The sequence below is a fragment of the Winogradskya consettensis genome, from assembly GCF_018332715.1.
GTDB classification, from domain to species: Bacteria; Actinomycetota; Actinomycetes; order Mycobacteriales; family Micromonosporaceae; genus Actinoplanes; species Actinoplanes consettensis.
In genome coordinates, this window is sequence record NZ_BOQP01000048.1 from 39,388 (window position 1) to 64,783 (window position 25,396).

26 protein-coding genes and 1 tRNA gene are annotated in these 25,396 nt (G+C 67.6%); 14 read left to right on the forward strand and 13 right to left on the reverse strand.

What is annotated here, in order from left to right; all coding sequences use genetic code 11:
* Positions 1–44: 44 nt before the first annotated feature.
* On the reverse strand, positions 45–1,883 hold the full coding sequence (locus Aco04nite_RS38540) for a methyl-accepting chemotaxis protein (RefSeq protein WP_213002171.1): 1,839 nt from the start codon (positions 1,881–1,883) through the stop codon (positions 45–47).
* Between the two features lie 71 nt (positions 1,884–1,954).
* Here Aco04nite_RS38540 and Aco04nite_RS38545 point away from each other — a divergent pair, with 71 nt between their 5' ends.
* A complete protein-coding gene (locus tag Aco04nite_RS38545; protein ID WP_213002172.1) occupies positions 1,955–2,389 on the forward strand; it encodes an SRPBCC family protein in 435 nt (144 codons plus the stop codon).
* Here Aco04nite_RS38545 and Aco04nite_RS38550 read toward each other — a convergent pair.
* The 3 genes from Aco04nite_RS38550 to Aco04nite_RS38560 all read right to left on the reverse strand — a co-directional run bounded on the left by Aco04nite_RS38550 (position 2,386) and on the right by Aco04nite_RS38560 (position 5,197).
* Complete coding sequence (locus tag Aco04nite_RS38550; protein WP_213002173.1) at positions 2,386–3,198, reverse strand: TrmH family RNA methyltransferase; 813 nt, start codon at positions 3,196–3,198, stop codon at positions 2,386–2,388. The genes Aco04nite_RS38545 and Aco04nite_RS38550 overlap by 4 nt on opposite strands.
* Before the next feature lie 11 nt (positions 3,199–3,209).
* On the reverse strand, positions 3,210–4,673 hold the full coding sequence (locus Aco04nite_RS38555; protein WP_213002174.1) for an aldehyde dehydrogenase family protein: 1,464 nt from the start codon (positions 4,671–4,673) through the stop codon (positions 3,210–3,212).
* A 134-nt stretch (positions 4,674–4,807) separates the two neighbouring features.
* Positions 4,808–5,197, reverse strand: coding sequence for an HPF/RaiA family ribosome-associated protein (locus tag Aco04nite_RS38560; protein ID WP_203835052.1), 390 nt, complete (start codon positions 5,195–5,197; stop codon positions 4,808–4,810).
* Between the two features lie 397 nt (positions 5,198–5,594).
* Here Aco04nite_RS38560 and Aco04nite_RS38565 point away from each other — a divergent pair, with 397 nt between their 5' ends.
* Genes Aco04nite_RS38565 through mycP form a run of 3 tightly spaced genes read left to right on the forward strand, consistent with a single transcriptional unit; the run spans position 5,595 to position 8,211 of the window.
* Positions 5,595–5,969 carry a hypothetical protein gene (locus Aco04nite_RS38565; protein WP_213002175.1) on the forward strand — a complete coding sequence of 125 codons (375 nt, stop codon included), beginning with the start codon at positions 5,595–5,597 and terminating at the stop codon, positions 5,967–5,969.
* A complete protein-coding gene (locus tag Aco04nite_RS38570) occupies positions 5,969–7,108 on the forward strand; it encodes a hypothetical protein (protein ID WP_213002176.1) in 1,140 nt (379 codons plus the stop codon). The genes Aco04nite_RS38565 and Aco04nite_RS38570 overlap by 1 nt, the downstream gene beginning before the upstream one ends.
* Positions 7,105–8,211 carry a type VII secretion-associated serine protease mycosin gene (mycP, locus tag Aco04nite_RS38575; RefSeq protein WP_213002177.1) on the forward strand — a complete coding sequence of 369 codons (1,107 nt, stop codon included), beginning with the start codon at positions 7,105–7,107 and terminating at the stop codon, positions 8,209–8,211. The genes Aco04nite_RS38570 and mycP overlap by 4 nt, the downstream gene beginning before the upstream one ends.
* 10 nt (positions 8,212–8,221) lie before the next feature.
* Here the strand turns inward: mycP and Aco04nite_RS38580 are convergent, their stop codons facing one another.
* Positions 8,222–8,857 carry a TetR/AcrR family transcriptional regulator gene (locus tag Aco04nite_RS38580; protein WP_213002178.1) on the reverse strand — a complete coding sequence of 212 codons (636 nt, stop codon included), beginning with the start codon at positions 8,855–8,857 and terminating at the stop codon, positions 8,222–8,224.
* 84 nt (positions 8,858–8,941) lie between these two features.
* Here Aco04nite_RS38580 and Aco04nite_RS38585 point away from each other — a divergent pair, with 84 nt between their 5' ends.
* Both Aco04nite_RS38585 and Aco04nite_RS38590 read left to right on the forward strand, forming a co-directional pair.
* Positions 8,942–9,652: an SDR family NAD(P)-dependent oxidoreductase gene (locus Aco04nite_RS38585; protein WP_213002179.1), complete on the forward strand. Its 711-nt coding sequence runs from the start codon at positions 8,942–8,944 to the stop codon at positions 9,650–9,652.
* Between the two features lie 97 nt (positions 9,653–9,749).
* A complete protein-coding gene (locus Aco04nite_RS38590) occupies positions 9,750–10,016 on the forward strand; it encodes a hypothetical protein (RefSeq protein ID WP_203835057.1) in 267 nt (88 codons plus the stop codon).
* Positions 10,017–10,045: 29 nt separating this feature from the next.
* On the opposite strand, the gene lexA is transcribed toward Aco04nite_RS38590, so the two are convergent.
* The 3 genes from lexA to Aco04nite_RS38605 form a co-directional block, all read right to left on the reverse strand.
* Positions 10,046–10,675: a transcriptional repressor LexA gene (lexA, locus tag Aco04nite_RS38595; RefSeq protein ID WP_213002180.1), complete on the reverse strand. Its 630-nt coding sequence runs from the start codon at positions 10,673–10,675 to the stop codon at positions 10,046–10,048.
* A 45-nt stretch (positions 10,676–10,720) separates the two neighbouring features.
* On the reverse strand, positions 10,721–12,298 hold the full coding sequence (locus tag Aco04nite_RS38600) for a COG1361 family protein (RefSeq protein WP_213002181.1): 1,578 nt from the start codon (positions 12,296–12,298) through the stop codon (positions 10,721–10,723).
* A gap of 93 nt (positions 12,299–12,391) precedes the next feature.
* Positions 12,392–13,354 (reverse strand): hypothetical protein, encoded by a 963-nt coding sequence (locus Aco04nite_RS38605; RefSeq protein WP_213002182.1) that lies wholly within the window; start codon positions 13,352–13,354, stop codon positions 12,392–12,394.
* Positions 13,355–13,660: 306 nt separating this feature from the next.
* On the opposite strand from Aco04nite_RS38605, the gene Aco04nite_RS38610 reads away from it, so the two are divergent.
* The 3 genes from Aco04nite_RS38610 to Aco04nite_RS38620 are packed head-to-tail and all read left to right on the forward strand — an operon-like array spanning position 13,661 to position 15,417.
* Positions 13,661–13,993: a hypothetical protein gene (locus Aco04nite_RS38610; RefSeq protein WP_213002183.1), complete on the forward strand. Its 333-nt coding sequence runs from the start codon at positions 13,661–13,663 to the stop codon at positions 13,991–13,993.
* Entirely contained in the window at positions 13,990–15,075 is a 1,086-nt protein-coding gene (locus Aco04nite_RS38615) for a WXG100 family type VII secretion target (protein WP_213002184.1), read from the forward strand. Before Aco04nite_RS38610 ends, Aco04nite_RS38615 begins: the two co-directional genes overlap by 4 nt.
* An 18-nt stretch (positions 15,076–15,093) precedes the next feature.
* The gene (locus Aco04nite_RS38620; protein WP_213002185.1) at positions 15,094–15,417 is read left to right on the forward strand and encodes a hypothetical protein; all 324 of its coding nucleotides are present in this window, start codon (positions 15,094–15,096) and stop codon (positions 15,415–15,417) included.
* Here Aco04nite_RS38620 and Aco04nite_RS38625 read toward each other — a convergent pair.
* Positions 15,395–15,757, reverse strand: a complete 363-nt coding sequence (locus Aco04nite_RS38625; RefSeq protein ID WP_213002186.1) for a hypothetical protein — start codon at positions 15,755–15,757, stop codon at positions 15,395–15,397. The genes Aco04nite_RS38620 and Aco04nite_RS38625 overlap by 23 nt on opposite strands.
* A gap of 628 nt (positions 15,758–16,385) precedes the next feature.
* Between Aco04nite_RS38625 and Aco04nite_RS38630 the strand changes: the two genes are divergently transcribed.
* The 4 genes from Aco04nite_RS38630 (at position 16,386) to Aco04nite_RS38645 (ending at position 18,100) form a co-directional block, all read left to right on the forward strand.
* Positions 16,386–16,571: a hypothetical protein gene (locus Aco04nite_RS38630; RefSeq protein ID WP_213002187.1), complete on the forward strand. Its 186-nt coding sequence runs from the start codon at positions 16,386–16,388 to the stop codon at positions 16,569–16,571.
* Positions 16,572–17,268: 697 nt separating this feature from the next.
* A complete protein-coding gene (locus Aco04nite_RS38635) occupies positions 17,269–17,556 on the forward strand; it encodes a hypothetical protein (protein ID WP_213002188.1) in 288 nt (95 codons plus the stop codon).
* A 112-nt stretch (positions 17,557–17,668) separates the two neighbouring features.
* Positions 17,669–17,881 (forward strand): type II toxin-antitoxin system HicB family antitoxin, encoded by a 213-nt coding sequence (locus tag Aco04nite_RS38640; protein ID WP_213002189.1) that lies wholly within the window; start codon positions 17,669–17,671, stop codon positions 17,879–17,881.
* A 66-nt stretch (positions 17,882–17,947) separates the two neighbouring features.
* On the forward strand, positions 17,948–18,100 hold the full coding sequence (locus Aco04nite_RS38645) for a type II toxin-antitoxin system HicA family toxin (RefSeq protein ID WP_244876610.1): 153 nt from the start codon (positions 17,948–17,950) through the stop codon (positions 18,098–18,100).
* 130 nt (positions 18,101–18,230) lie between these two features.
* Here Aco04nite_RS38645 and Aco04nite_RS38650 read toward each other — a convergent pair.
* The 4 genes from Aco04nite_RS38650 to Aco04nite_RS38665 all read right to left on the reverse strand — a co-directional run bounded on the left by Aco04nite_RS38650 (position 18,231) and on the right by Aco04nite_RS38665 (position 24,563).
* Positions 18,231–18,304 (reverse strand) — tRNA-Ile (locus Aco04nite_RS38650).
* Between the two features lie 73 nt (positions 18,305–18,377).
* Positions 18,378–19,646, reverse strand: coding sequence for an NAD(P)/FAD-dependent oxidoreductase (locus tag Aco04nite_RS38655; protein ID WP_213002190.1), 1,269 nt, complete (start codon positions 19,644–19,646; stop codon positions 18,378–18,380).
* An 86-nt stretch (positions 19,647–19,732) separates the two neighbouring features.
* Positions 19,733–20,113 (reverse strand): Imm32 family immunity protein, encoded by a 381-nt coding sequence (locus Aco04nite_RS38660; protein WP_213002191.1) that lies wholly within the window; start codon positions 20,111–20,113, stop codon positions 19,733–19,735.
* A 76-nt stretch (positions 20,114–20,189) separates the two neighbouring features.
* Positions 20,190–24,563, reverse strand: coding sequence for a S8 family serine peptidase (locus Aco04nite_RS38665; RefSeq protein ID WP_213002192.1), 4,374 nt, complete (start codon positions 24,561–24,563; stop codon positions 20,190–20,192).
* A 306-nt stretch (positions 24,564–24,869) separates the two neighbouring features.
* Here Aco04nite_RS38665 and Aco04nite_RS38670 point away from each other — a divergent pair, with 306 nt between their 5' ends.
* A complete protein-coding gene (locus tag Aco04nite_RS38670; RefSeq protein WP_438874978.1) occupies positions 24,870–25,379 on the forward strand; it encodes a winged helix-turn-helix domain-containing protein in 510 nt (169 codons plus the stop codon).
* Positions 25,380–25,396 lie beyond the last annotated feature (17 nt).

A 25,396-nucleotide genomic window follows, 5' to 3' on the forward strand; every position in this document is an offset into this window, starting at 1 on the left:
CGTCACACCACGGCCTCAACCGCACCCACATCTGCACCACGCAATCAGTGGCTGGTGGGAGTGCGGATGAGGTCGTTGACGTGGCGTTCGATCCGGTCGGCTATCGCGGGGTCGGTGATCATCATTTCGAGGCCGGCCTGGTCGGATTCGCGGATCTCCACGCGGGCCATGACGGTGATGGGGTCGGCGGGGTTGCCGAGGCCCTGGACGTCGACGATTTCGCCGGGGTCGAGGGGGGTTTCGGGCGGGAGGCGTACGCGGAGGCCTGTTTTGCTGATGTTGATGAGGGCGGCTTCGAGGTCGTGGGCGCGGCCGGCGCGGTGGAGGTGGACGGTGCCGGTGGTGGCGATTCGCTGGGATTGGCGGCGTTCGAGTTGGGCGGCGAGGCCGGACATGCGTTCGACCTGGTCGATGGTCTGGGACATGCGTTCGGTGAGGCGTTCGACGACCTGGCCCTGGCCGGTGGCGATGGTTCGCAGGGAGGTGGCGGCGGTGCCGACGCCGCCGATGCCGGCGATCATGGCGGCGATGGTCTGGGAGACCAGGGTGGTGTCGCGGGTGAGGTCGGCGATGGTGGCGGCGATCTGGTCGGTGGATTCGGAGGTGCTGGTGGCGAGGTCCTTGACCTCGTCGGCGACCACGGTGAAGCCGAGGCCGAGGTCACCGGCGCGGGCGGCCTCGATGGTGGCGTTCAGGGCGAGCAGGCGGGTCTGGCCCGCGATGGTGTTGACCAGGACGGCGGTGGCCGCGACCTTGCGGAGGCTCTCCTCCAGGGAGGCGATGACCTGCTCGGCGCGGCGGGCGTGGTCGACGACCGTCGAGGTGGCGGATTCGGTGACGGCGATGCCGTGGTCGATGGTGGCGGAGGCTTCGCGGACGTCGGCGACCTGATCGGTGACCTGGCGGAGCTCCTCGGCGACGGCGGTGGCCGATTCGCCGATGATGGCCTGGGCGCGGTCGCGCAGGCCGATCTCGGCTTCGCGCTGGTGGCGGAAGCTGACCCGGAGCTGTTCCTCGCGGACGGACTGGGCGGCGGCGAGTTCGCCCTCCTGGCCGATCATGCGGGTGCGGGCCGCGTCGATCGCCTGGCCGATCTCGCCGAGTTCGTCGCGGCCGGCCGGGAGCGGATGCGTGGTCAGGTCGCCGTCGGCGATGGCCGTGACGCCACCGACGGCGAGGGCCACGTCGTGGCGGGTGCGCCAGAGCACCGCCGCCGCGAACCAGGCCGCGAGCGCGAATCCGCCGAGCGTGATGGCCAGGATGATCAGGCGTTCGCGGCTGAACCCGGCGATCCGCGTTTCGAGCAGGTCGTCGAGCACCGAGGTCAGCGCGGTTATGGCCGCGTCGGGGTCGCTGATGTCGAAACTGAGCACCGGGGCCAGCCGGGATTCGAGATCGGGGGCGGAGGTGTTGGCGATCGCGGTGCTCACGTCGTACTTGAGAGCGGCAAGGACCACCGACTGGTCGGCGCCGGTGGCGAAGGCTTTCGGCAGTTGGATGATCTGGGCATCCATCACGTAGAAGGAGTCCAGGTCCGGGTCGAGGATGAGGTTGGAGTTGTTGCCGGCATCGGTGATCAATTTCGGAAGCTCGGCGCCGGTGGTCACGCTGCTGAGTCGCAACGAGGGATTGGCGGCAATCGCCGTGTTGACCGCGGCGAGGTCGCTCCGATCACCCGTGGCCAGGGCCAGCAGCGCGGGACGGACCACCTCGAGACCGTCACGCTCGCTCGCGCTGAACGAGATCTTGGTGTGCATCTCGTGGACGTAACCGTAGGTGGCGGCACCACCCGGGATCATCAGCACCAGGACGAGGGTGCCGAGCCGCAGACTGGTCCGCATCCGGTCGGCGGCCGCGAGGACCGGCCGCAGCAATACGGGCACCGGCCGATTCCATCACGCCAAGCCGCCCCATTCGCCCTTTTTGTTACCGAGCCGGGTTAGATTGGTAGACGATGATCACCGTTGACCGGACCTTCACCGTGACGGCCACCCCCGCCGCCGTCCTCGAGTACCTGCGCGACTTCGGCAACACCGAGCAGTGGGACCCAGGCACGCAGACCACCACCCGCACCGACGCCGGCCCGATCGTCGCCGGGTCGACCTGGCACAACGTCTCCAAGGTCCTCGGCATCACCACCGAGCTGACCTACACGCTGCAGGAGGCGGCGAGTGATCGGCTCGTCTTCGTCGGCCGCAACGACGGTGCCACCTCGACCGACACCATCACCGTGCGCCCGGCCGAGGGTGGCAGCGAGGTCAACTACCACCTCGAACTGCAGATGCACGGCGCGGCGAAGCTGGCCACCCCGGTGATGAAGTTCGAGTTCGAGAAACTCGGCACCGAGACCGCCAAGAGCCTCACCGAGACCCTCAACAAGCTCGGTTAGCCCGGGCGGCGCTGGCGGGCGGCCTCGTAAAGGGCGACGGTTGCCGCCGACGCCGCGTTCAACGAGCTGGCCGCGCCCGTGATCGGGATGCGGACCATCTGGTCGCACGCCTCCCGCCAGGCGGTGCTCAAGCCGTGCGTCTCATTGCCTACGGCAAGGACGGTCGGGCCGGTCAGGTCGTGCTCGGCGATGTCGACCGGCCCGCGCTCATCGGTTCCGACAATCTGCACGGGTACGCCCAGAGCGCCCGCCCACGCGACAACTTCGCGATGACTCGGCAACCGCACGACCGGCAGCGCGAACAGTGATCCGGTGCTCGCGCGTACGGCGCGGGGGTCGTACGGGTCGGCGGCGTGGCCGGTGACGATCACGCCGGCCGCCCCGAACGCGTCCGCGGAACGGATCAGGGTGCCGACGTTCCCGGGGGTCGTCGGGCGGTCGAAGACGACAACGAGCAGCTTCGGGCGTACTGAGATCCGGGTCGGATCGTCGGCCGGCATGCCCACCACCGCGAGCAGCTCGGGGGTTTCGTCGTCCTTCTCGCCCAGCTCCGCCATGAGGTCGGCGGCAAGCAGCACCCGCGGCGCCCCGCTGGTCTCGATCAGCTCCCGCGCCCACTTCGACATCCCGGGCGCGTCGGAGGTCAGCAGGGCGCGGATCTCCCAGCCGTGCTCGACGGCCAGCGAGACCGGGCGTACGCCCTGGACGAGGAACTCCCCCGCCTGGTGACGCTTGTTGCGGTTGCCGAGCAGCGCCTGCCACTGCTGGAAGGTGGCGTTGCGCGTGGTGATGCGAAGGGTTCGGGGCACGCCGTCCGACGTTACGGTGTCGGCGGGTGACTCGTGTAGCCGGGGAAGTTCCCGTAGAGCCGCTCGCCCGGCCGGCCCTCGGTCACCGCCTGCACGAGCAGGTCACCGCCGACGAACGCACCCTTCCAGGACGCCCCGCGACCACCGAACGTCTCGGCCTTGTCACCGCGCGAACGGGGCCGGTTGATGCCGATCTTGTACGCCTGGACGTCGCGCGCGAGCTTCTGAGCCAGGTCTTCGTCATCAACCGCGAGGCTCGCCACGAGTGCCCCGTTGCTGACGTTCATCGCGGCGAGCAGCTCGTCCTCCGTGTCCACCACCACGATCGTGTCCACCGGCCCGAACGGCTCGGCGTGGCGCAATCGGCTGCGGCCCGGCGGTGCGAGCAGGGCGGTCGGTCCCACGTACGCGTCGTGGCCCGGGTCGCGGTGCAGGGGGATCGCGCCGCCCTCGATCGCCTCCTCGACCTTGCTGCGCAGTTCGTCGGCCTTGGCGGCGCTGATCAGCGGGCCGAAGTCGAGGTCGTCGCGCTCCAGGGGGTTGCCGTACTGCACGCTTTTCAGGACCGGGAGGTAGACGTCGAGGAATTTGTCGACGAGTTTGCGCTGGATGACGAATCTCGGGTAGGCGGTGCAGCGCTGTTTGCCGTACTCAAAGCCTTTCCTCAGGTGTTCTTCGAGCTGGTCCCATCGGGTGTATTCCCAGATTCCCCAGGCATTGAGGCCTTCTTGCTCGATGAAGTGGCGCTTGTTGGTGTCGGCCAGAGCGGCCGCTACTTTTCCGCCGTTGTCCCGGCCGCCGACGAAGGCTACTGCCGCGATATTGTCGTTTTTGACCAGCACTTCGGATAAATCGCCGCCGCTGCCACTGAGCAGCGTGACCGGGAGGCCTTCCCTGGTCATCAACGCGTGCGCGAGGGTCAGGCAGATCGCGCCGCCCTGCGACGGCGTCTTCGCGATCACCGCATTGCCGGCCAGCAGCTGCACCAGCTCGGCGTGGACCAGCACACTCATCGGATAGTTCCACGACGCGATGTTGCTGACCGGCCCCGGCAACGGCGTGCGACCCAACATCTGCCGGTCGATCTGCCCCAGATACCAGCGGACACCGTCCAGCGCGCGGTCGACGTCCGCGCAGGCCAGCCGCCACGGTTTGCCGATCTCCCAGACCAGCAGCCGGGCGAGCAGATCGCGATGGTCCTGCAGGGCGGCGACGGCGGCGGCCACCCTTTCCTTGCGCTCTTCTCGCGGAGTCGCGGCCCACATCGCGTGGTCCCGGGCGGCGGCACGCACCGCGGCACCGGCGGTCAGAACATCGATTCGCCCACTCTGCGCGATTTCCCGGCCGTCAATGGGGGTACGCAGGACAGCTGCCACGCCGTCGTCCTGCCACCTGTTGTCATAGAGGGTGCGCAGCCTGTTCCCGGATATCGCTTCGGGGGCGGCCTGCCGGACCTGGGCCAGAACGTCATCCATAACCCACTGTGGCCGCTTGTTTTTACCTCGCGCGACGGTTTCCTGCCCGTCCTCGTCGCGATTCTTGCCGTAGGGCCAAATTTCCCGTTTCTTCTGAAACGCTGTGGAGGGGCCTCGCGGGCCCCTCCATCACGTCAGATCTCGGGAACCGGCTCCGGCTCCAGACTGGCCAGGCCCTCCCGCAGGTGACGGTTGTGCCGCGGCTCCTGCTTCGACTTCGCATCGTCGAGCTTGCGCCGCAGATCGTCACGAACGTCGTTCAGCGCGGCGTGCAGATCTTCCTCACCCGACGTCGTCACGATCGTCTGCCGACCGGCGATGAAACACTCCAGGGTGACCTTCTGCCCCTTGGCGGCCCGGTCCTTGACCGAGATCTCCAGGGCGGTGGTCTCCGCGGGAAACGACGCCAGCCGAGCATCGAGCGTGGCGAACTGCTCGGCGATCCAGTTCACATCACCCAGCGAAAATCCGCCCCCAGTACGCAAACACTGGTCAACGGTGGCCGGCTCTGCCTGGACACTCATCCGTGGTCTCCCTCCGTTGGGACTGTTGCTACCCGGGTCCCTACCCGCTTTGTCCGCTCTTCACTCCCCGCATCTCACTCCTCCGGTCAACCCCAGTGTCAGACTTCCGTCCCACACCCTCCGGCGCATCGACAAAACCCCATCTCACGGGCGCCTGCGAGTTTGCGTGAACGCTTCCGCCCGCCGGCTCGTGTTGGAAGTGGTCGGCACGCTCAGCAACACTCGATCCGGGCGCGGTCGAACCGCGTCGGCGACGCTCACTGTGGGCGGCTGCCGACACGCTCGGCAACGCTCGCCGTGGGCCGCTGCCGACACGCTCGGCAACGCTCGTCATGGGGTGGCTGCCGACACGCTCGGCGACATTTCGTCCCGGGCGGTTCGCCGAGGGGGAGGCATCATGCCGGACGGCGTGCAGATCCGCACCGACCAGGTCACCGACTTCGCCACGGGCATCCGCGCCGACGCGGCCGACGGCTTCCGCTCCGCCGCCTCCCGAGCCGCCGCCCTCCACCACCACGGCGTCGTCTTCGCCACCGCCATCCCCGGCGACGCCACCCTGCTGGCCAAACAGCGCTACGCCCAGGTCCTCGAGAACACCGAAGCCAACCTCCGCGAATTCCGCCGCGCCGCCGCCCTCTTCGCCGAAGCAGCCGAACAGATCGCCCAGGGCTTCGCCACCGCCGACCTCACCACGGACCAGGCCCAGAAACAGATCGAATCCCTCCTGGCCCACCACGAAACCCTCCCACCCCTGCACGAAGGACAGCAGTGATGCCCCCCGCCCCCTGGGAGTCCTACACCCTCCCCGACATCTGGAAAATGCTCCGCCACGAAAGCACCTGCGACGGAGCCGACCGAATCCTCGACTGGGACGCCCTCACCCACGACGTCCGAACCCAGCACCGCCGCCTGAAAGAAGCAAGGGAAGAACTAGCCGCCGCCTGGCCCCCCGACAAAAACACCTCCGCCCGAACCTTCCTCGACCACATCGACATCCTCACCACCGCCATGCAACAAACCCTCACCCGAGCCGAAGACACCCGAGCCGGCCTCCGCGGCATCATCGAAGCAATCTCCGAAGCCCAACTAACCGTCCAACCCCTCATCGAACAACGCGCAACAATCACCAACGACCTCATCCCCCGCTGGGCCGACCACGCCGAAGACGAATACGACGCCCAAGCCCAGCAAGCAATGAAAAAAGCCGAACTCGCCATCGCCGACCACACCGCCCAACTCCAACCACCAGAGCTTTTCTTCATGAGGACGGATCGGGCCGTTACAGGGACGGAGGTCGGGGGCAACAGCCCTGGCCGGGAGATCAGCACAGGACCTACGGGCTCTTCTGGGACGTCCATCTCGGACTCTCTACGGGCAACTCCTATCCCGGTCCCTGTCCCGCATGATCCTCCGCCAGCAACAATTGGCCAGGACGGTTCTTCGTCTATTGATGGCCCCGGGTTGTCCGGCGCGGTCACGCCTATAGCACCGATTGAAGGCGTCCTCGGCCCTCCGATAAGTTCGGGAGGCGGAATTTCTGGCGGCGGCGCTCTACCGGGGAGCGTCGTTGGTGGAGGGCCGTTCGGCTTTCCCGGCGCCGTTCCTGGAAATTTGACGGTTCCGCCCAGGCGACAGCCCAGCCCGACTGGCCGCCATAGCCTTCCCGTCAAGAAGGCACTGCCCTCCGGCGCGGTGATCGGCTCGGCCAACGCTGCCACTGGCACTTCAGGGTTGATCGGTCAGCCTCATCCTCCCCGCTCCGACCGTAAGCAGCGCGGGACCGAGGCAGCAATCCAAGGCAAAACCGATCAAACTTGGGACGTCCTGGAAGGCGTGGTTCCGGTCATCCGGCCACGGCGTCGCAGGCATGAGCACGGACCCGGCCCTGGCGTCATCGGATACGACCGTTGAGACTTGTCACTCGCGCAGCTCGTATCACCTTCGCTACCGCAGCAGTAGCGTCTCTCCTCGGGTGGACCTCAGCACCAGCAGCCGCCGACTCGATCAGAAAACGGCAGTGGCATATCGCCGATCTGGACCTTTCCAAGGCTCACCACATCAGCCGTGGTGACGGAGTCATAGTCGCAGTCATCGACTCAGGAGTCGACGCCGACCATCGCGACTTGGCGGGAGCGGTGTTGCCCGGTGAAGACTTGGTGAATGATGGCCAGGACGGCCGTTCGGATCTCGACGGTCACGGAACCCAGATGGCTGGAATCATCGCCGCGCACGGCCACGGAGACAGCAGCGGAATTCTAGGAATCGCGCCGGAGGCCAAAATCCTTCCCGTCAGGCTTTCCATAAACACCTTTGGGACGAGCGGCGAATCGGTAAAGGCCGTTGCTTTCGCACAGAAGAACGACGCCAGAGTGATCAACATGTCGTTCGGCGGCGCCGACGATGCTCCCGTTCAGGCTGCGATCAGAGCCGCCCTTGCCGCAGATATCGTAGTTGTCGCCTCGTCAGGCAACCGCGGTGAGGCCGGCGATGACTTCCCCGGCAGATATCCGGAGGTTTTGACGGTTGGAGCTACGGATCAGGCCGGCAAAATCGCCAGCTTCTCCGTTACCGGGCCGCAGGTTGACCTCACCGCTCCCGGGGTCGACATCGTTACGACCGGAATTAATAGTTCCGGCTATTACCAGGGCAGCGGGACGAGCGAGGCCACTGCGGTGGTGAGTGGGGCTGCGGCTTTGGTTCGGGCGCGTTTTCCGGAGCTCAGTGCTGCCGAGGTTGTTCATAGGCTGACCGCGACCGCCGTGGATGCGGGCGCCCCCGGCCGCGATGACAGCTACGGTTACGGCCGGCTCGACATTGTCGCGGCCCTCACCGCCGACATTCCCGCCGCACCAGCCACGGCGCACTCCGAATCCAACCCGCCGTCCACTGCAGAGGCACTCCCCCAGCCGATCCCGAAGCGGACCTCGCCGCTCCTCCTAACCGGAATCGCCGCCGCGGTCGTGCTGATCCTGGGCGGCCTGATCGTGACCCTCATGCTGAGACGACGCCGCTGACCATCCGAACTCAGCGCCGGTTCCCCAGCCCGATCATGGCCGTATGCACCTGATCCATCGTCATCGGCGGAACCGTAAGGGAATGAGCCGCCGAAGCCCTCAACCCGTCAAGGGTGATGCCCAGAGCGCGGCGCCAAGCTTCCGGGGCGATGCCCGCCGTAGCCCGCAGGATCATGGAAGTCGACCAGAAGACGTACGCCAGGTCGGCTGCAGTGAAGTCAGCCCGCAATGCTCCCGCACGCTGGGCACGGTCCACGAGTTCCTGGGAGCTGATCATCTGGGCGTCGCAGATGCGGGTCAGTTCGGCGGCGTCCGGGAAGCGCCGGCTGACCGCGTCGTTGAGGGCGAGGTCGCTGGCCTGGAGTTCGCACAGCAGAGTGACATAGCGGGCGAAAGCGTCCCACGGATCCTGTATCGCCGACGCCTCGGTGAGGGCGTCGCGGACTCGGGATTCGACGAGGGCGGGCATGACCGCGTCGATGAGGGCGTCGCGGCCGCCGAAGCGGTTGTAGAGGGTGCCGGGGCTGACGCCGGCGCGTTTGGCGATCTCCTCGAGTGGCACCTGCAGGCCCTGCTCGCGGAACGCCTCGGTTGCCGCTGCCACCAGTCGTTCCTGGTTGCGCTGCGCGTCGCTCCGTAATTTCACGCCCCAAGACTACGTGCCCTTAAGTTGACGACGCCCTCAAGTTCGTCGTAAGTTGAGGGCGTCGTCAAGTTAAGGAGCAGCGTCATGAGCAGGACCGTTGTTGTCTTCGGGGCCGGGACCGGTCTCGGGCAGGCCGTCGCGCACCGTTTCGGGCGAGAGGGGTATCGGGTCGCGCTGGTCGCCCGCAATAGGGACCGGTTGGAAAAACTGGCCGCCGAGCTGGCCGGGCAGGGCGTGGACGCTGCGGCTTTCGTCGCCGACCTTTCGCGTACGCCCGAAGTCCCCGACCTGATCGCCCAGGTCAAGCGCCACTTCGGCAGCATCGACGCGATCGAGTACGCCCCTATCACCACGGAGGGCTTCGTTCCGGCTGCGTCCCTGGACGCGGCGACGATGCAGCACTACGTGAACCTGTACCTGCTCACGCCGATCGAGATCGTCCGCGCGGTCCTGCCCGACATGCTGGACCGCGGCGATGGCGCCATCCTGCTCGGCCAGGGTGTTTCGGCGATCCATCCGATGGCGAACCTCAGCGGCGTCGGCCCGGCGATGGCCGCGGCCCGCAACTACCTGCAGGCCCTGCACGCCGAGGTCGCGGACAAGGGCGTCTATGCCGGGGCCATCCACGTCGCCGGCATCGTCCTGGGCAGCGCCGGCCACACCGCCATGACCAGCGGCACCCTCGCCGGCGATCTCGACCTGTCCCACGTTCCACGGATCGAGCCCGACGAGATCGCGGACGCGTTCTGGGATCTGCTCACCAGGCGCGACCGTTTCGAGCGCCAGCTTCCCTGAATCGGGAGGAACCGTCCTCGATGGGTAATCGGTTACGGGTGGTAGGTGTCACTTTGTCCCCCGCACACGAATGCCCCGGCGCGTCGTTGACTCGGGCATGGAAACACAGGCGCAAATTCTCGACACATCACTGCTGGCCTGGGACAAGGAGGCCGCGTCGGGCGAGGACAACGTCCCCGCCGACCTGACCTGGGGCACGATCAGGCTCGGCGTCGAAGCGCTGCAGCGCAAGGCGGAGGTGCTGATCGAGCTGTCGGAGAAATTCCCATCGGTCCAGGCCGTCCTCAGCATGGACGAGCAGTACCAGGAGGGCGTGGACCTCGCACACGACCTGGTGGGCCGCGACCACAAAGTCCGCGTCTGACCCTCACGGCAACCGTCCGCGTCCAACCCTTACGGCAACCGCCGCAGAACGCAGACCACCTTGCCGAGGATGATCGCGTCGTCGCCCGGGATGACGTCGAAGAGCGGGTTGCGGGGCTCGAGCTCGACATGCCCGTCGCGCCGCTGGAAGACCTTGGTCGTGGCCTCGTCGTCGATCAGCGCGACCACGATGTCGCCGTTCTCGGCGGTCTGCTCGCGGCGCACGATCACCACATCACCGTCCGCGATCGCCGCCTCGATCATGGACTCACCCTTGACCCGCAGGGCGAACAGCTCGCCTCCCCGGCCCACGAAGCTCTCGGGAAGCGCGAGCTCCTCCTCGATCACCTGGTCGGCCAGGAGCGGCACACCCGCGGCCACCGTGCCGAGCAACGGAACCTGAACCGCGCCGGCCCGCCCGGGCTGCGGTGAGAACGACTCGCGGGCATCCACCGCACGCGGCGAGTGGGCCTCGCGACGCAGCAGCCCCCGCGCCTCCAACGCCTTCAGGTGGTGCGTCACGGTCGAGGGAGACCGCAGGCCGACAGCAGCGGCGATCTCCCTGACCGTGGGCGGATATCCACGCTCGTGCACCAGCCTCTGCACCACATCCAGGATGCGTCGTTGCCGGCCACTGACCGCGGAATCCTCGTCGACCATGCGGTAACCCTACCGCAAAAACGAACATGTGTACGAACGGATACCCTACACCTCGAAGCGCGTCCGCCGGCGGCGGACCAGCAGGACACCGCCCGCGATCAGCACGACTCCGGTGAGAACGATCAGCGTGGTGGACGGCCCGGTCACGGGTAGACCACCACCGCCGCCGGAACCGCCCTCATCGGCGACGACCGGGGGCGTGGTGGCGGCGGGAGGTGAGGTGGCCACGGGAGACGAGGTGGCCGGGGATGCTGCGGGCGGAGGATTCAGGACCAGGGTCGTACCGTTGTTGGCCTGATCGTCGTAGCTCTCGTATTGCACCAGGTCGACTCGGACCGTCCCCTTGGCAGTGGTGATGAGCTTGTCGATCCGCAGCCCGATGTCGAAGGTGACGGTCTCGCCGGGCAGAGTGAAGACATCCGAGGTCGAGCAGAAGACGGTCGCCTTGTTGTAGGAGAAACAATGCTCCGGCAGGCCGGTGGCCGTCGTTCCCGGGGGCAGGGCGAATTCGACAGTGCTGGGCCGCACGATGAACTGGCCGGCGTTGTGGACGCCGACCGTGGCCGTCACCACGTCGCCTTTCCTGCCACGGATCGGGGACTTCGCGTACGCGGCGGTGTCGGTCTTGCCGGTGGCGGCCGCGTCAGCCATGATACATTTCGAGGACGAATTGTTCGGGTACTTCCAGTAGTCCTGGTCGACCTGTTCGACCTGCGGTCCCGTGGAGTCGGGTGCCGAGTCGATCCGCAACGCGCCACCGCTGCCGTGCGTACCCGTCACGGATTTGTGCTCCGTAACGGTGTCCCAGGTGAAGCCGAAACTGAGCTCGCCGAACTGCTCGACGTCCGCGCGTACGGTCATCGGCAGCCGCACTGTATAGGTCTTGCCCGGCGCCAGGTCCTGGTCGAAGACGCATTGTTTGGGCAGGGCGAAGCCGGGGTCGTAGACACAATTGCTGTAGAGTTCGGCCGGCTTCGGCGGGGCCAGCACCAGCTTCGCCGTCGGATCGTCGAAGGTGAGCACCGCGCGGCGAATGGTGTAGGTGCCGTCGACCGCCGCCGAGAACGGGACCTCAACGGTTTTGCCGGGCCCGATCCGGATGCGCTCCGCCGGGCGGGTGCCGACCGCCGCGAAATTGACGTTCTCGACGACGCGATAGGTGTTCACCGCCGACACCGGCTCGATGTTGCTGCCGCTCAGCGTGACGGTGACGCGCACCGTTTCACCGGGCTTGGCATCCGAGGTGGGCGAGAGAAAAATGCCGATGCCCATGTCGTAGGGCTTCGCCGCGGTCAGCGCCAGTTTCGCACTGCCCTGGCAGACGACCTCGGTACCGCTTCGCGAGCACGTCGGGTTCTCGTGCGGGTAGACGTAGCCATGCTCCCCCGCCGTCGACCACGTCCATTTCGGATCCTGGACGACCGTGTCGGCGGTCGTGTGCACGGTTGTCCCGGTGCCCATGCCGATCTCGGTGCCGGACCGGCCCACACCCATCAGGGTGCCGTTGTAGCGGGGCGTCATGGTGATATCTGCCGCGGCGGCCATGGCCGGAGCGGGAATGGTCAAAGCCATGACAGCCGCGGCGAGCGCCGCGCAGGCCATGCGTACCGGTCTGAATCGCATCGATCTTCTTTCCCCGTGGATGATCGATGCACAGTAATGGATTTCGGTGAACTTCGGGGGCGCCGCTACCTGGCGCGACGCCCCCCGGCAAGCTCAGACCTCGGACGTGACCAGCTGCGCGATGGCAGCCGCGCGCTGCGGGCCGTAAATGGCGAGCATCCGCTGGGCGGCCTCCTCATCGGTCTCGCCCTGACCCAGACCCGCCGACAGGACCTCGTCGGCGACGCCCTCCTGCGCTCTGGCGATCTCGTCCAGCTTCGCCATGATCGTCGGCAGATCCTGATCGTCGGCCGCGACATTCTTGGCGATCGCCTGAATGGCCGTCGACAGTGTCCGCAGCGTCGCCGGCACACCCGAGAGAATGTTGATGTACGACCCCGGCTTCACGCCCGCATACTTCGCGCCGGCGCCGTCACCGATCTCGTAGTCCCGCTTGTATTCGATGTCGTTGACGAAATTCTCGAACGTCCGCGTCGGGTACGCCTTGTTGCGGATGTGCATGTCGAGAATCGCGTCGGCCAGCGCCGCCCGCCCCTCGCTGCTCTTCAACGCGTCGATGACATCCTGCTTGCTCACGCCGTCCTCCTCGAGAAGCCCCCACGGGCTCGTGTTCTTTTCTTGCGCCGTCGTGTATCGGGCGCTGAAATGCGCGTGCTCCGTGTGCGGCGAAGTGCCGGTGTAGTCCCGCCAGGTCCAGCCCCAGGAGGCACTGGCGATCCGCCGGTTGTAGATGACGTTCTGCAGCCGGTTGTCCCGCCCGGCCCGGTGATTGCCGACGATGATGTCGACACACTTCTGCATGTTCCAGCCCGGCTTCTTCAGATCGGTGTCCACATCAATGGCATGCACCTCATTGATGTTGTCGGCGTCCTCGGACGGCGTGTTACCGGTCTCATCAGGATTGTGATCCGATGCGCCGGCCGCATGCGAGGTGTCACCGATCGATCCGTCCGAAGCCTTGTCGCGTGACGGCGCCAGTTTGTTGAATTCGTTACGCAGACTGACCAGACAAGGCACCAGAATCCAGCTCGCCATGGTCACCTCCCACGTCGGCACGGCCCGACAAGGCCTCGTCAGTACTGCTGTCGTGCGGTTCCATCGGGGGTCTCTCCTCACGTCCAAGCGGGTTCGCGGGTGGGCGTACACATCGAAATACCCCGTTCCGTGCCGAACTAGTCGACACGGTGTCCGTCCCTCACCCCATCGAGACCCGCAAGTCCCAAGATCTGACATCCGACAAGCCATACGATCAACAACACCCCACCGGATCACTTCAACCCCTTTTTGGGTACGCCCGGAGCGCACCCGCCGTCCGGAGATCACGGGACAACGAAGGAGATCAACTGCCGCTAGGCTGCTGCGATGTCGTTCCGCCGAACGTTCCGCGCCGATGTCCGCGAGCAGACCGCCGCGCAGACCGAGAGCCCCGCCGTAGCCCGGGTCCGGTTCTACGCGGCCAACCTCAGCATCCTCTTCGGGCTCATCGGGCTGGTCTCCATCATTCCGTTGATGGCGGGCGACATCTCGTGGGCGGCCGCACCTGGCTGCGTACTCATGATTGCCGGTGGTGCACTCGGCGGAATGGTGCACGTGGCCGGTGGCGTGCAACCAGCTCGACGATTCGGACTCCTGGCGGCCATCTGCACCGTCCTCGGGTTCGCCGAGTTCTTCGCCACGATCTCGCTCACCTCATGACTTTCACAGTGGAGCCGTCCGCGCTGGACGGTTATGCGGGCCAGATCGGCCGGGCGGCCGACGATGCGAGCGGGACGAAGAACTATCTCTCCGGCTACACCATCCAGGGCGGCTGGAACGGCGCACTGATCGCACTGGTCGGCAGCTCCTCGGTCAATTCCATGAACGCCGCGGTCGCAGCCTCCCAGAAAGCGTCGGAAATCCTCGCCGACAGCCGCCAAGGGCTGATCGAGGCGGCAAGTTACTACCGCAGCACCGATGCGGCCGCCGCGGCGAGGCTCGACGCCACGTTGCTGAGTCCCTGCGACGTGATCCCGACCGCGCTGGAGAACCAGTGGGCAGCCAACCCGTGCGCGCCGTCGTTCAGCGACTCACGGGAACCGTCGGGCCGGCTGAAGCCCGTCGACGACGTCGAGTATTCGCACCCGCTGGGTCTGCTCGACAACATCAGCGTCTCCCACTGGGCGCTCAAGGGCTTCGATTTCGTGCTGGGCTTCAACCCGCTCGAGAAGATCTCCGACTATTTCCTCGGTGACTGGCAGGCATTCGCGAAGGCGGGCAAGGCCATCAGCAATGCCGCCGACGCGCTCGACGACCTGGGCTACAACGTGCAAGGTGGAGCGATCTCCCTGCAGAGCAGCTGGCAGGGCGAGGCGGCCACTTCCGCGTACACACATTTCACTGGTCTGGCCTCCGGTGTCGAGGACCTGGTCGATCCGATGCGGGAAATCGCCAAGCAGTGCGACACGATCTCGCGTGGCGTCTGGAATTCCTGCGAGTCGGCCACCGGCTTCGTCAAAGGAATGCTCGACGCCGCGATCATCGCCGGAATCTCCAGCGCCGCAGGCACCATCACCGTCGAAACAGGAATCGGTGCCATCGTCGGATACGGCATCGCCGCCATCGAGGTCACCCGAATCCTCGACATGTGGGCCGAAGCCACCAAGGTCATGACCACGGTCTACGGCCTTGTCCAGGCAGGCGCCGGCCTCATCGAGGCCCAGGTGTCCCGCCTGCAGGGCGCCGACCTGCCGGAGCTCTCGGGCTATGGCGGCTACCACCACCCGCTCGTGGCGAACTGACCCGGAGGATCCCACCCCGTGCACGACAGCGTCTACGACCTCGCCGGCGACGACCCCCGCATCGCCAAATCCCTGCGAGCCAGCCTCACCAAACTCGCCGAAGGCCCCGACGGCCTCCTCAAGGAGATGGCCGAAGGCGTCCTCCACGGCGAGATCGACCTCCGCCAGGCCGCCCTGTCAGAGGCTTACGGCAACGAAATCGGCGTCGCCCTCGACAAGTTCACCGTCTATTACGACACCCTCGACCAGGACGAACGCAACGCCCTGGCCGGGCAAGCGGAAGAACAGCTGGACGTCCTGCTCGACGGCCCAGCCACCCTCAGCCGATCCCCGCAGGAATAACGTACTCAGGAAACGGCTCTTCCTCCGGCTCGTTCCCCACCATCGCCCCGGTCGCCTGCGACTGCAGAATCACCTTGCTGCCATCCTTGCCCGTGATCCGCACCCCGGCCGGAGCGGCCCCCCGAGCATCGGTCGGCCCGAAATCCCCGAACGCAATCAGATCCCAAGACCCAAATTCATCCGGCCGAGCCACATCAAGCAACTGCACCACAAACATCGGCAACCGAATAGCCCGCCGATTCGGCGGCGGCATCACCTCCGGCATCGCAATCACCTTCTCCCCCGCCCGCGAAGTCGCATAAAGCGTCGAGGTCGAGGTCGAGGTATAGGTAATCCGCAACCCGGTCACACTCCCCTTTGGGCTGTGATCCTTAGGATTCCAAGCCTCCCCCAGCGTCCCGTACCGCTCCATCGAAGCAATATCAGGATGCCCACTGGCCCTGAGCAGCCCCTCAACAACGTCAAGAACCCGACCCACCTGCACAAACGCTCCGATCCCCGACCCAGCCACAACTCCCGAATCCTATCCGCAGGCAAGACGTCGGCCCGTCGCCTGCCGCCCAGGCTCAGCTCTGCCCGGGAGTCCGCCCAAGAGACCTCCCGGAGACAACGACGGGCCGTCCGGGCGCCGGCGGGTTCCTGGTCACACACACCCCGTGACGTTTCCGAGGCACAGGACTCCATCTGGAAGTCGGCGGGGCGGGACGCCCCAACGGCCCCCGAGGTGGCTCACCCGGTAAAAGTGGGCCACGGTCGCCTGATCGGCGCACAGTGCCATACGGATTCGACGATTTCCGCTCCTTCCAGGAGTTCGCAGGCGGGTTTCGCGGCTGGAGATGGGCTTTCAGCCAAGCGCGGTCACCGGGCGGAGCGCCGACACCCGGGGGCCCGTTCGACCAGGGCCGGCACAGTGACTTCGACATCGCTATCGCTGGAGATTCGGTTGCATCGCCGCCCGCGAGCGCGGGGTGCCGATCCGCGGCGACGGCATTTCCACCGGATCGCTGACGGCAGAGGATCTGCGGGCACTCGGGCTGGAGGGCGTCGTCCGCGATACGTCCCACAGTATCGGCGGCCGGGAGATCAACCTCATTATCTACCGGCCGATCAGCGATGCGGCGGCTCGCAAACCGACCATCAAGGTACGGTTCTGACCGCTCCGGCGAGACTGAATAGGAAGTGGCGTGCCACTCATCTACGACGTATACGGCTTGACCGAGCCGACGCTCGGCAATGAGCCGACCCGGCTCGCCGAGGGCTCTGGGCATCGCATGGGAAGAACGCGACAGCGACTATCGCGGCCGATACTTCCAGTCGCCGGGTCCGCCCTCCAGCGGGGGTCGCCTACTTCTGCAGGCCAACGACCTGCGGGACGAAACCGGCGACCACCCTCAGCTTCCCGACCACCCGGACCACCGTTACCTGCTGTTCGTAACGAGTCCGCACATCCCGACGAAGCGCGGGCCCGCCTGGGCAGTCTGCCCCAATGGCAGTTCCTCCGTCGGCAAGAGCTGGACTGATCGGTGTTACGACTGCTCAGCGACCGGCCTGAGCGGCTCGCGACGATCCCCTACCAAGCAGCTGCACCCGGTGGCGGATCCGAAGGTGCGCAACTGGCCGTAGAACGCCTGAGGGTGGACGCGCTGCCCGCCGGTTGCGATGCAATTCTGGCGGCCGGCGATCTGCAGGGCATCGCGTCGTCGCCACTAGGAGGCCGGCCGGGCCTGCTCGGCGTCGCCGTCGCTGACTACCTGGAGCTCTGGGCGGACGCCGGCCTACTCCCGCAGCCGGACCTAGTCGGAATCCTGCTCACCCAGCTTCCAAGGCCTGACAGTCGCCGGCGTCAGCGGTGTGATCGGCGACCCGGCCCGCCCGTTACGGCGCACCGGCGAGGACTTCCTGGACGCGGTCAAATCCGCCATCACACCGCCACCTCATGTTCTGCTCCTGCACGAGGGCCCAAACGGTGAGACTCAGGACCAGCTGGGCAATGCCACCCTCAGAGCATTGCTCGACCGCCAGGCTCCTGCACTCACACCGTGCGGTCACGTCCACTGGGACAAACCCGCGGCGCGGCTGGGCACAGGCCACATCATCAACGTGGACGCCCGCGCCGTGATCCTCACGGCGACAGACTGACACTTCCCCTGGGTTGACCGGGGAGCGTGACCACAGCATCTTGGGGTGTCCGGTGGCCGCCCCGGAGGGCCGCCAAGGCCGTGGGGTCTCCCCATCGCGCTATCGTGGGCTTATGGCCGAGCCCCAAACCGTCACCGTGCCGGTTGTCGTCGAGCGCGACGAGGACGGCGTGTGGTGTGCACACGCGCAGCTGCGTCCAGGCGTTGGCGCGCATGGCGAGGGCGACACCGAGGAAGCCGCGCTGGAGGATCTCCGCGAGGCGCTCGTCGGGCTCATCGAGGAGTTCGGTGTTCCCCGGGAGCTTTCGATCACCCTCGCTGCCTGATGCCGCCGCTTCCCTGCGTCTCAGGGACGCGCATCGTGCGCGCCTTGGAGCGCCAAGGCTTCAAGGGTGGCCAGAATTGCCGGCAGTCACCACATCATGCGCCACCCGGACGGTCGCGGTACCACCGTCCCTGTGCACGGCAACCGCGACGTCGCCAAGGGCACCTTGCGAGGCATTCTCAGCGACGTCGGCTTGACGATCGAACAGCTCGCCCCCTGAACCCGCGGGCGACAGGCGCACGCAGAGCGCCCACCGCACCGCGGGATGTCCGGGGGCTCGGCCCCCGGAGCAGACATGACGAGTGGCATGGGCCCGCGGGTTTCGCGGACACAGCGCACCCAGCCACTCGTGGGGCGGGCGGGACTCGAACCCGCGACCGAGGGATTATGAGTCCCCTGCTCTAACCCACTGAGCTACCGCCCCGTTCCGGCGGCGATCCTAACCCGTGGGCACCAGCGCAGGCCAGTGATCTACGCGGGGCGGCATTTCTGCCTTTTCAGCGGGTCGTTGCGGTCAGTGCGCCGAGGTCTTGCAAGACCGATCCTGCCGTACGCCAGCCGCTTGCCATGGCGCCTTGCAGGGATGGGCTGTCGCGGTGGTCGCCGGCTACGTAGAGGCCGCCGCCCAATGCGACTGGTTTTCGCAGTCTGGCCTGGGGGGTGGGGGCTGCGGGGAGGGCGTGGGGGATCGACACGATCTCGAGGAGTTGCCAGTCGTCGGTGGGGACGCCGTACATGCGGGAGAGTTCGACTCGGATCACGGCTTCGGAGGCGCCTGAGGGGGCTGCTACGCCCACGGTGGAGGCCGCGATGAGGGATTGGCCGGCTGGGGCGTACTCGGGGGCCGCGTTGGACATCACGATGGTGTTGGCGATGATTTCGCGGCGGTCGCCGTCGAGGAGCAGGGTCGGTTCGGCGATGGGGGCCTGGGGGGCGCCGAAGTAGTAGGTGGTGAGGCCGTTCATCGCGGGGGTGGGCAGGCTCGGGAGGAGCTGGGCGGCCGTGGCCGGGTCGGTGGCGACGATGATGGAGCGGCAGCGGATTTCGCCGCCTTCGGTGACGACCATGCCGGAGGCGAGCGAGAGGACTCTCGCGTTGATCAACAACTGGGGGTACGGGAGGGGGCCCGCGATCGCGGCGGGCAGGGCTCCCATGCCGCCGGCCGGGACGCCTATTCTTCCCCGCGCGAAGGAGCGCAGGACCATCGCCAGGACGTGGCTCGACGTGTCGAGGGAGCGGTCCGCGAAGACACCTGACAGGAACGGGCGCAGGACTTCTTCGATCATTCGGTGGGACAGGCCGGCCTTGCGGAGGGCTTCCTGGGTGGTCATTTCCGGGGCGCCGAGCAGCCGGGACGGCGGGTAGGTGGCGCAGCGGGTGGCCAGCGCGGCGAATTTGAGGCGGTCGGCGAGGGTGCCGACGCCGCTTCCCAGGGTCTTCGGGGCGCTCAGGGGCTCGCGGAGGGGGTTCTCCAGGCGGTGGAGGCGGCCCGCTCGGCGGACCAGCACGCCGGGCGTGAAGTAGCGCATGTCCAGGGCGTCGATGTCACAAAGCGCCGGCAGCCTTGGGTACGCCGTGTTGAGCACCTGGAAGCCGCGGTCGAGGTGCCAGCCGTCGATGACGTCCGTGGCGACGCGTCCACCCAGCCGGTCGGAGGCCTCGACGAGCAGCCAGTCGACGCCGGCGCGGTCCAGTCTGCGGGCAGCCGCGAGCCCGGCCAGACCGCCGCCCACGATGACGACGTCCACCTCTACCGGCTGCTCCAACAGGCACCTCACAGGAGGACGAACAACGCAGGCCCCAGACTAACGGGGTACGCCGCCCACGGCAGCGGAAAGCGCAACGCCACGGCTCAGGCGGCGGACAACTGGACCACCAGCGCAGCGGAGTCCTCCGCGAGGTAGTAGTGGCCCGGGTAGTAGTCGACGTGCAGGTGGCTCGTGGTGTCCCCCGCCTCGGCGACGGCTTCGAGGTTGTCCGCCAGCACGGCGAGGAACCGCTCCTCCCCCGCGATGTGCAGCGTGTCACCCTCGACGGTCAGCAGCACTCTGCCCGCGGCCCGGTTGATGATCATCCGGGCGAGGGCGCGGTCGTAGAACCGGGGTTCGGGGTCGGGTGCGAGGGACATTTCCCCGGCGCCGGCGCGGAGGAGTTCCACGAGCGCGTACATGTCGACGGAGGGGCCGGACAGGTCCATCTCGTCGGTTGAATCGCTGCGCAGCACCTTGATCATGCGGGTGAGGGTAGACAGGCCGCCGGCCCGGCCCCCGTGAGGGGACCGGGCCTGCGGGTTCGTCAGCGGATGGGGGTCAGAGGGTGCCCTTGCGGGTTGCGACCTGGTCGCGGAGGGCGCAGGAGATGACCGGGTCGAGGGTGAAGTCGGCGGTCAGGACGAAGCCGGCGCTGACCTTGGAGCTCTGGACCTCGGGGATCCAGCCGTCCTTGGCGATGATCGTCTGGTACGTGCCCTTCGGCAGCCACCACTGGTAGTGGCCGGAGGCGTCGGCGATCAGCGTGTAGCTGGTCGTGCCGTTGAGCCGGATCGTCGCCTTGAGCGGGGTGGAGGTGCCGTTGCAGGAGACGCCGGTGACCGTGCCCTGGATCTTGCCCCAGCTGGCCGGCGGGGAGACGTTCATCTCCACGTCGACGTTCGGGACCGGGTACGGCGTGGCGGCACGCAGGCCGAGCTGGGCGGTGAACTCTCCGGGCTGGGCCACACCGGCCGCCGCGGTGGCGGTCAGTGTCACCTTGACGGACTTGGACTTGCCGGGGGCCAGCTCGAACGTCGCCGGGTCCTCGGTCAGCCAGGTCACGTCACCTTCGGCGTCACATTCGCCGAGGCCGTCGAGCAGTGCGGAGTCGGCGTTGCCCTCGAACGGGGTGACCGAGCCGCCGATGCGGTAGAAGCCGCACGCGCCGGCTCCCCGGTAACGCGGGCTGGCCATCGCCGGGAGCGTGCTCCAGCTGTCGGCGGCCGGGTCGTACCCGATCGTCTGGCTGGTGACACCGCTGGAGCCGTTGGCCACACCACCGGCCAGGACGAGCAGGCCACCGGCCGCGCTCACCTGACCGCCCCACAGGTCGACCGGGGCGTCGGCGACCGCGGTCCACGCACCCGAGGTGGGGTCGAGAACCTTGGTGGCCTTGGTGGAGGCGGTTCCGTCGTACCCGCCGGAGCAGTAGACCTTGCCGCCCAGGGCGCCGCAGCCGATGAACGAGGTCTTGTTCGGGTAGGACGTCGTGGTGCTGAACGAGCCGGAGGCCGCGTCGAAGACGACCACGTCGGCCGTTGAGGCGCAGTTGGCGTCGAGGCAGCCGCCGACCAGGTAGACCTTGCCGTCGATGATCGCCGAGCCCGCCGCCGAGGCCGGCTTCGGGTTGGTCGTGGCCGGCGTCGACCAGGTGCCCGCTGCCGGGTCGAACACGTCGACCGTGTTCACCGGCGTGCCACCGGGGCCCCAGCCGCCGATCACGTAGAGCTTGCCGTCGACTGCCGCGGCGACCGGCTTGGACCGGGCGGAGGGCAGGTCGGGCAGGGTCGTCCAGGCGCCGTCTGCGTAAACGAACGCCTTCTTCTCGGTGCCTGTCGTACTGCCGCCGCCGACGGAGTAGACCTTGCCGTCGATCGTCGCGGCGGCGTTGTCGTAGATGGCCGTCGGGTAGTTGGGCAGGGCAGTCCACGAGTCCGCGGCCTGGGTTACGGCCTTGGGGTTGGTCGCGGCGAAGCTCGGCCCGGTCATGGCCGTGCTCAGACCCTTCATCTGTACGGTGGTCCCGGCCGTGCCCTTGGTCTTCAGCGCCTCGAAACCCTTGGGGCGTTCGAGGACGTCGACCGTCGTCGCGGCGTTACCGGTGTTCGTGACCGTGACGGTGGTGCTGCGCGTGGTGCCGTACGTCTGGAAGGACTGGATCTCGGTCGGGGTGACCGTCAGCCGACCCGCCTTGAGCGCGTAGTCCGCACGCTTCACGCCGTTGGCCGTAACCGCGACGGTCTTCGTGAGCGACTGGTACGGCGCCTTGCTCGCGGTGAACGGGTGCGAGCCGGTGGCGGTGGAGAACAGCCAGTAGAAGCCGTCCGCCAGGTTCGTGTCGGCCGGGGTGGCCGCCGAGACGCCCTTGTCAGCCGGGGCGTCGTCGCTGGTGACCGTCACGCCGTTGAGCGCCAGGCCGGTGTTGCTGTCGGTGGTGTTACCGACGACCAGGCCACCCGGGATCGGGGTGCACGCCCGGTTGACGACCTCGACATCGTCGATCTGCCACCACCAGGAGTACGAACCGGCGTACCGGAATCGCACCTGGGCGGCGGCAGCACCGGCTGCCGGAGCGAGCGAGACCTCCTCGTTGGCCGGACCACGGCGGCTGGCGGTCTGGTGCCACACGTTGGTCCAGGTGGTGCCGCCGTCGATCGTGACGTCGATGTCGGCCGGGCTGCTCAGCGCGTAGAAGTCGCTCTTGAAGCGGACGAACGGCGCCGTCTGCTCGCTGAGGTTGATCGGCGGGCTGATCAGGTCACTGTCCTGGGCCTTGCCGGAGCCGAGCTTGTCGCTGTCGATGATCGCGAAGCCACCGGTGCCGCCGGTCTTGTTGCCCCGGTTGCCGATGTCGGTGAAGCCCCAGCCGCCGCCGTCGGTGCGGTTGACGACCGACCAGCCCGCGGGGGTGCCGGTGCCACCGAACGATTCGGTGAGGGCGGGGGTGCCGTACGCCGCCGAGTAACCGGTCGCGGTGCACGCGGCCTCGACGGGGACGACGATGTTGGCCGTCTTCGCGGCGGTGCCCACGATGACGTCCTCGGTGGTCGGCTGGTAGCCGGGGTACACCGGGGTCGCCTTGAGCTCGTACGACGTGCTGGCCGGCAGCGACACCGAATAACGCCCGGTGACCGGGTCGGTGAACACCGGGGCGCCGGGGCGTCCGCTGACCTCGACCTTGGCGTACAGCGGCCAGCCGTGGCCGGAGCCGTCGGTGACCGTGCCGCTGACGGTGACGAGCTGCGCCGGGGTCAGCGCGAAGTTGACCGTCTTGACCTCGCCCTCGGCGACCGTGACCGACGTGGTCTTCGACAGGTAGCCGTACTTGCCGGCGGTGACGTCGTACGTGCCGGCCTCGAAGACCAGCTGGTACTTGCCGTCGGCGCCGGTGGCGACCGTGCGGCCCGCGGCGGTGACCGTCACGTCGGCGAGCGGGTTGCCGGTGCTCGCGTCGGTGACCGTGCCGGAGGCCCGGGCGATCGGACCGCGCGGAGCGTCGAGGACCGCGTTGTAGACGTCGAGGCGGCCTTCACCCCAGACGTTGTTGTCCGTGGCGGTGCCACCGCAGGAGGTGTCGTTCGTGTCGATCGCCGTCCCGTCGAGCAGTGCCCGGGTGGCGGCGACGTCACCGCGCAGTGACGGAGCGGCTGCCCAGATCAGGGCGACAGCACCGGCGACGTGCGGGGTGGCCATGGAGGTGCCGTCCCACGCCTCGTAGCTGTTGCCGGGGACCGCGGAGCGGACGGCGACGCCGGGCGCGGAGATGTCCGGCTTCACCGAGTTGTCGATCGAGGACGAGCCGCGACCGGAGAACGAGGCGATGGCGTGACCCGAGTTGTACGCGCCCACGGCGTACGAGTCGGGGTAGTCACCGGGGTTCGAGGCGGTGTTGCAGCCCGGTCCGGCGTTGCCGTTCGCGATCGCGGGGAAGATACCGGCGGCAACCCAGGCCTGGACGGTGTCCTCGTACCACAGGTCGCCGCGGCCGCCGCCCCACGAGTTGTTGACGATGTCGGGGCGCAGGTCGGGGCGCGGGTTCTGACCGTTGCTGTCGGTCGGTGCGAGGATCCACTGGCCGCCCGCGAGCAGCGAGGAGTCCGAGCAGTTGTCGCTCTCGCAGCCCTTCGCGGAGATGAACTTCGCGCCGGGCGCCACGCCGATCTGGTTGCTGCCGCCGTCGCCGCCGACCATCGTGCCGATGGTGTGCGTGCCGTGGCCGACGTTGTCACAGGGCCCGGTGCCACCGCAGGCGTTGGACGGATCGAACCAGTTGTAGTCGTTGTCGACCGAGCCGTCCGACTGCAGGCCGCGGTAGTGCGACTTGATCGCCGGGTGGGTGATGTCCACACCGGTGTCGACGCTGCCGACGACGATGCCCTCGCCCTTGTCGGTGAAGTCGTCCCACACCCGGGGAGCGCCGATGTCGGTGACGCCCCACTCGACGGCGGCGGTGCTCGCCTTCGCGGCCTTCTTGGCGACCGGTTCGATCACCTTGAACGTGCGCACCGGGTCGATGCGCTCGACGTCGGCGCGGGCCGAGATCGAGTCGAGCAGCGCCCGGTCGCCGGTGACGCGGACCGCGTTCGCGATCCAGTAGGTCGAGTAGCTCGCCTTCTTGCCGTCGAGCAGCGTACGCAGCCCCTTCTGGCTTTCCGTGGCTGTGGTCGTCAGCTCGCGGTAGACCCGGGTGGTGCGGTCCTTCTTGTCGGCGACCTTCGCAGCGGACGCGAGGTCTGCCTTGTCGCGCAGGTACACCCAGAAGCTTGCGGTGCCGTCCTTGGCCAGAGTGGACAGCAGTTCGGAGCTGACCGCCGGTGACGGGGCAGCCGCGTGCGCGGCCGTGCCCGGCAAACCGGTCAGGGTGATCGCGAGGGCCAGCGTGGCCCCGGCGATACTTCGTCGTCGTACGCGATTCACGCGCGGACCTGACATGGTTCTTCCTCCCCCAGTACTGCCGCGCCCGGTGGTGTCCGGGCCCGGCCTGACGATCGCCGGGGATAGCCGGCACCGTCCGGACACTGTGGGTCGTGCACGCGCCTACAGCGCGTGCATCCGCAGGTGTCGATGCAATGCTGCGGCCGGACAGTGGTGCTGATCAATGGCATCTCTCGGCCAAGACCCGGGCAGGGGATGGGCTAAACCATTGCGGTGCTGTGAATTCTCTGTGTGCAGATGTTGACCGACACCTATGCGACAGCGTTTGCTGGTGACAGCCGAAGATCCCGGAGGAAGCCCGTGTTGGGTCGATCCAGCGTGCCGTTGGTGGTCTGCGTCTCCCCGGACCGCCAGGTCCGTGAAAACCTTGTCCGTCGCCTCGACGATCTCGGAGCCGTCCTGATGTGTGCCGACATCGGCGAGCTGCGTGCCATGCTCGCGGGGACCCTCCCCGCCGAGCCCGAATTTCCCGACGAGATTCCCGCCCGGAGCCCGAGCGAGAAGGTCAGTTTCGGGGACCTCGTCGTCGACGTGGTCCAGCATCAGGTCGCCTGGCGGGGCCACGCCCTCGACCTCACCCGCCTGGAACATCGCCTGCTCACGAGGCTCGCGTCGCCACCGGTGGAGGTGTGGCCGTACGAGCGTCTCTTCGCCGCCGTCTGGGACAGCGCCTACCTGGGCGACACGTCCATCCTGCACTCGGCCGTGAAGCGGCTGCGGCAGAAACTACGTGCCCTGGACGGCGGGCCGGTCGTGGAAACGGTCCGGGGCATCGGCTACCGCCTCAAGCTGACGGTGATCCCTGCAGCTTAGAAAGTGGGACAACGTTG

Excerpts from the sequence above, each read along its gene's own strand:
- Aco04nite_RS38545 (WP_213002172.1), top strand. The coding sequence starts at position 1,955 with ATGATCACCGTTGACCGGACCTTCACCGTGACGGCCACCCCCGCCGCC.
- Aco04nite_RS38555 (WP_213002174.1), bottom strand. The coding sequence starts at position 4,673 with ATGGATGACGTTCTGGCCCAGGTCCGGCAGGCCGCCCCCGAAGCGATA.
- Aco04nite_RS38560 (WP_203835052.1), bottom strand. The coding sequence starts at position 5,197 with ATGAGTGTCCAGGCAGAGCCGGCCACCGTTGACCAGTGTTTGCGTACT.
- Aco04nite_RS38565 (WP_213002175.1), top strand. The coding sequence starts at position 5,595 with ATGCCGGACGGCGTGCAGATCCGCACCGACCAGGTCACCGACTTCGCC.
- Aco04nite_RS38570 (WP_213002176.1), top strand. The coding sequence starts at position 5,969 with ATGCCCCCCGCCCCCTGGGAGTCCTACACCCTCCCCGACATCTGGAAA.
- Aco04nite_RS38585 (WP_213002179.1), top strand. The coding sequence starts at position 8,942 with ATGAGCAGGACCGTTGTTGTCTTCGGGGCCGGGACCGGTCTCGGGCAG.
- Aco04nite_RS38590 (WP_203835057.1), top strand. The coding sequence starts at position 9,750 with ATGGAAACACAGGCGCAAATTCTCGACACATCACTGCTGGCCTGGGAC.
- lexA (WP_213002180.1), bottom strand. The coding sequence starts at position 10,675 with ATGGTCGACGAGGATTCCGCGGTCAGTGGCCGGCAACGACGCATCCTG.
- Aco04nite_RS38600 (WP_213002181.1), bottom strand. The coding sequence starts at position 12,298 with ATGCGATTCAGACCGGTACGCATGGCCTGCGCGGCGCTCGCCGCGGCT.
- Aco04nite_RS38610 (WP_213002183.1), top strand. The coding sequence starts at position 13,661 with ATGTCGTTCCGCCGAACGTTCCGCGCCGATGTCCGCGAGCAGACCGCC.
- Aco04nite_RS38615 (WP_213002184.1), top strand. The coding sequence starts at position 13,990 with ATGACTTTCACAGTGGAGCCGTCCGCGCTGGACGGTTATGCGGGCCAG.
- Aco04nite_RS38640 (WP_213002189.1), top strand. The coding sequence starts at position 17,669 with ATGGCCGAGCCCCAAACCGTCACCGTGCCGGTTGTCGTCGAGCGCGAC.
- Aco04nite_RS38660 (WP_213002191.1), bottom strand. The coding sequence starts at position 20,113 with ATGATCAAGGTGCTGCGCAGCGATTCAACCGACGAGATGGACCTGTCC.
- Aco04nite_RS38665 (WP_213002192.1), bottom strand. The coding sequence starts at position 24,563 with ATGTCAGGTCCGCGCGTGAATCGCGTACGACGACGAAGTATCGCCGGG.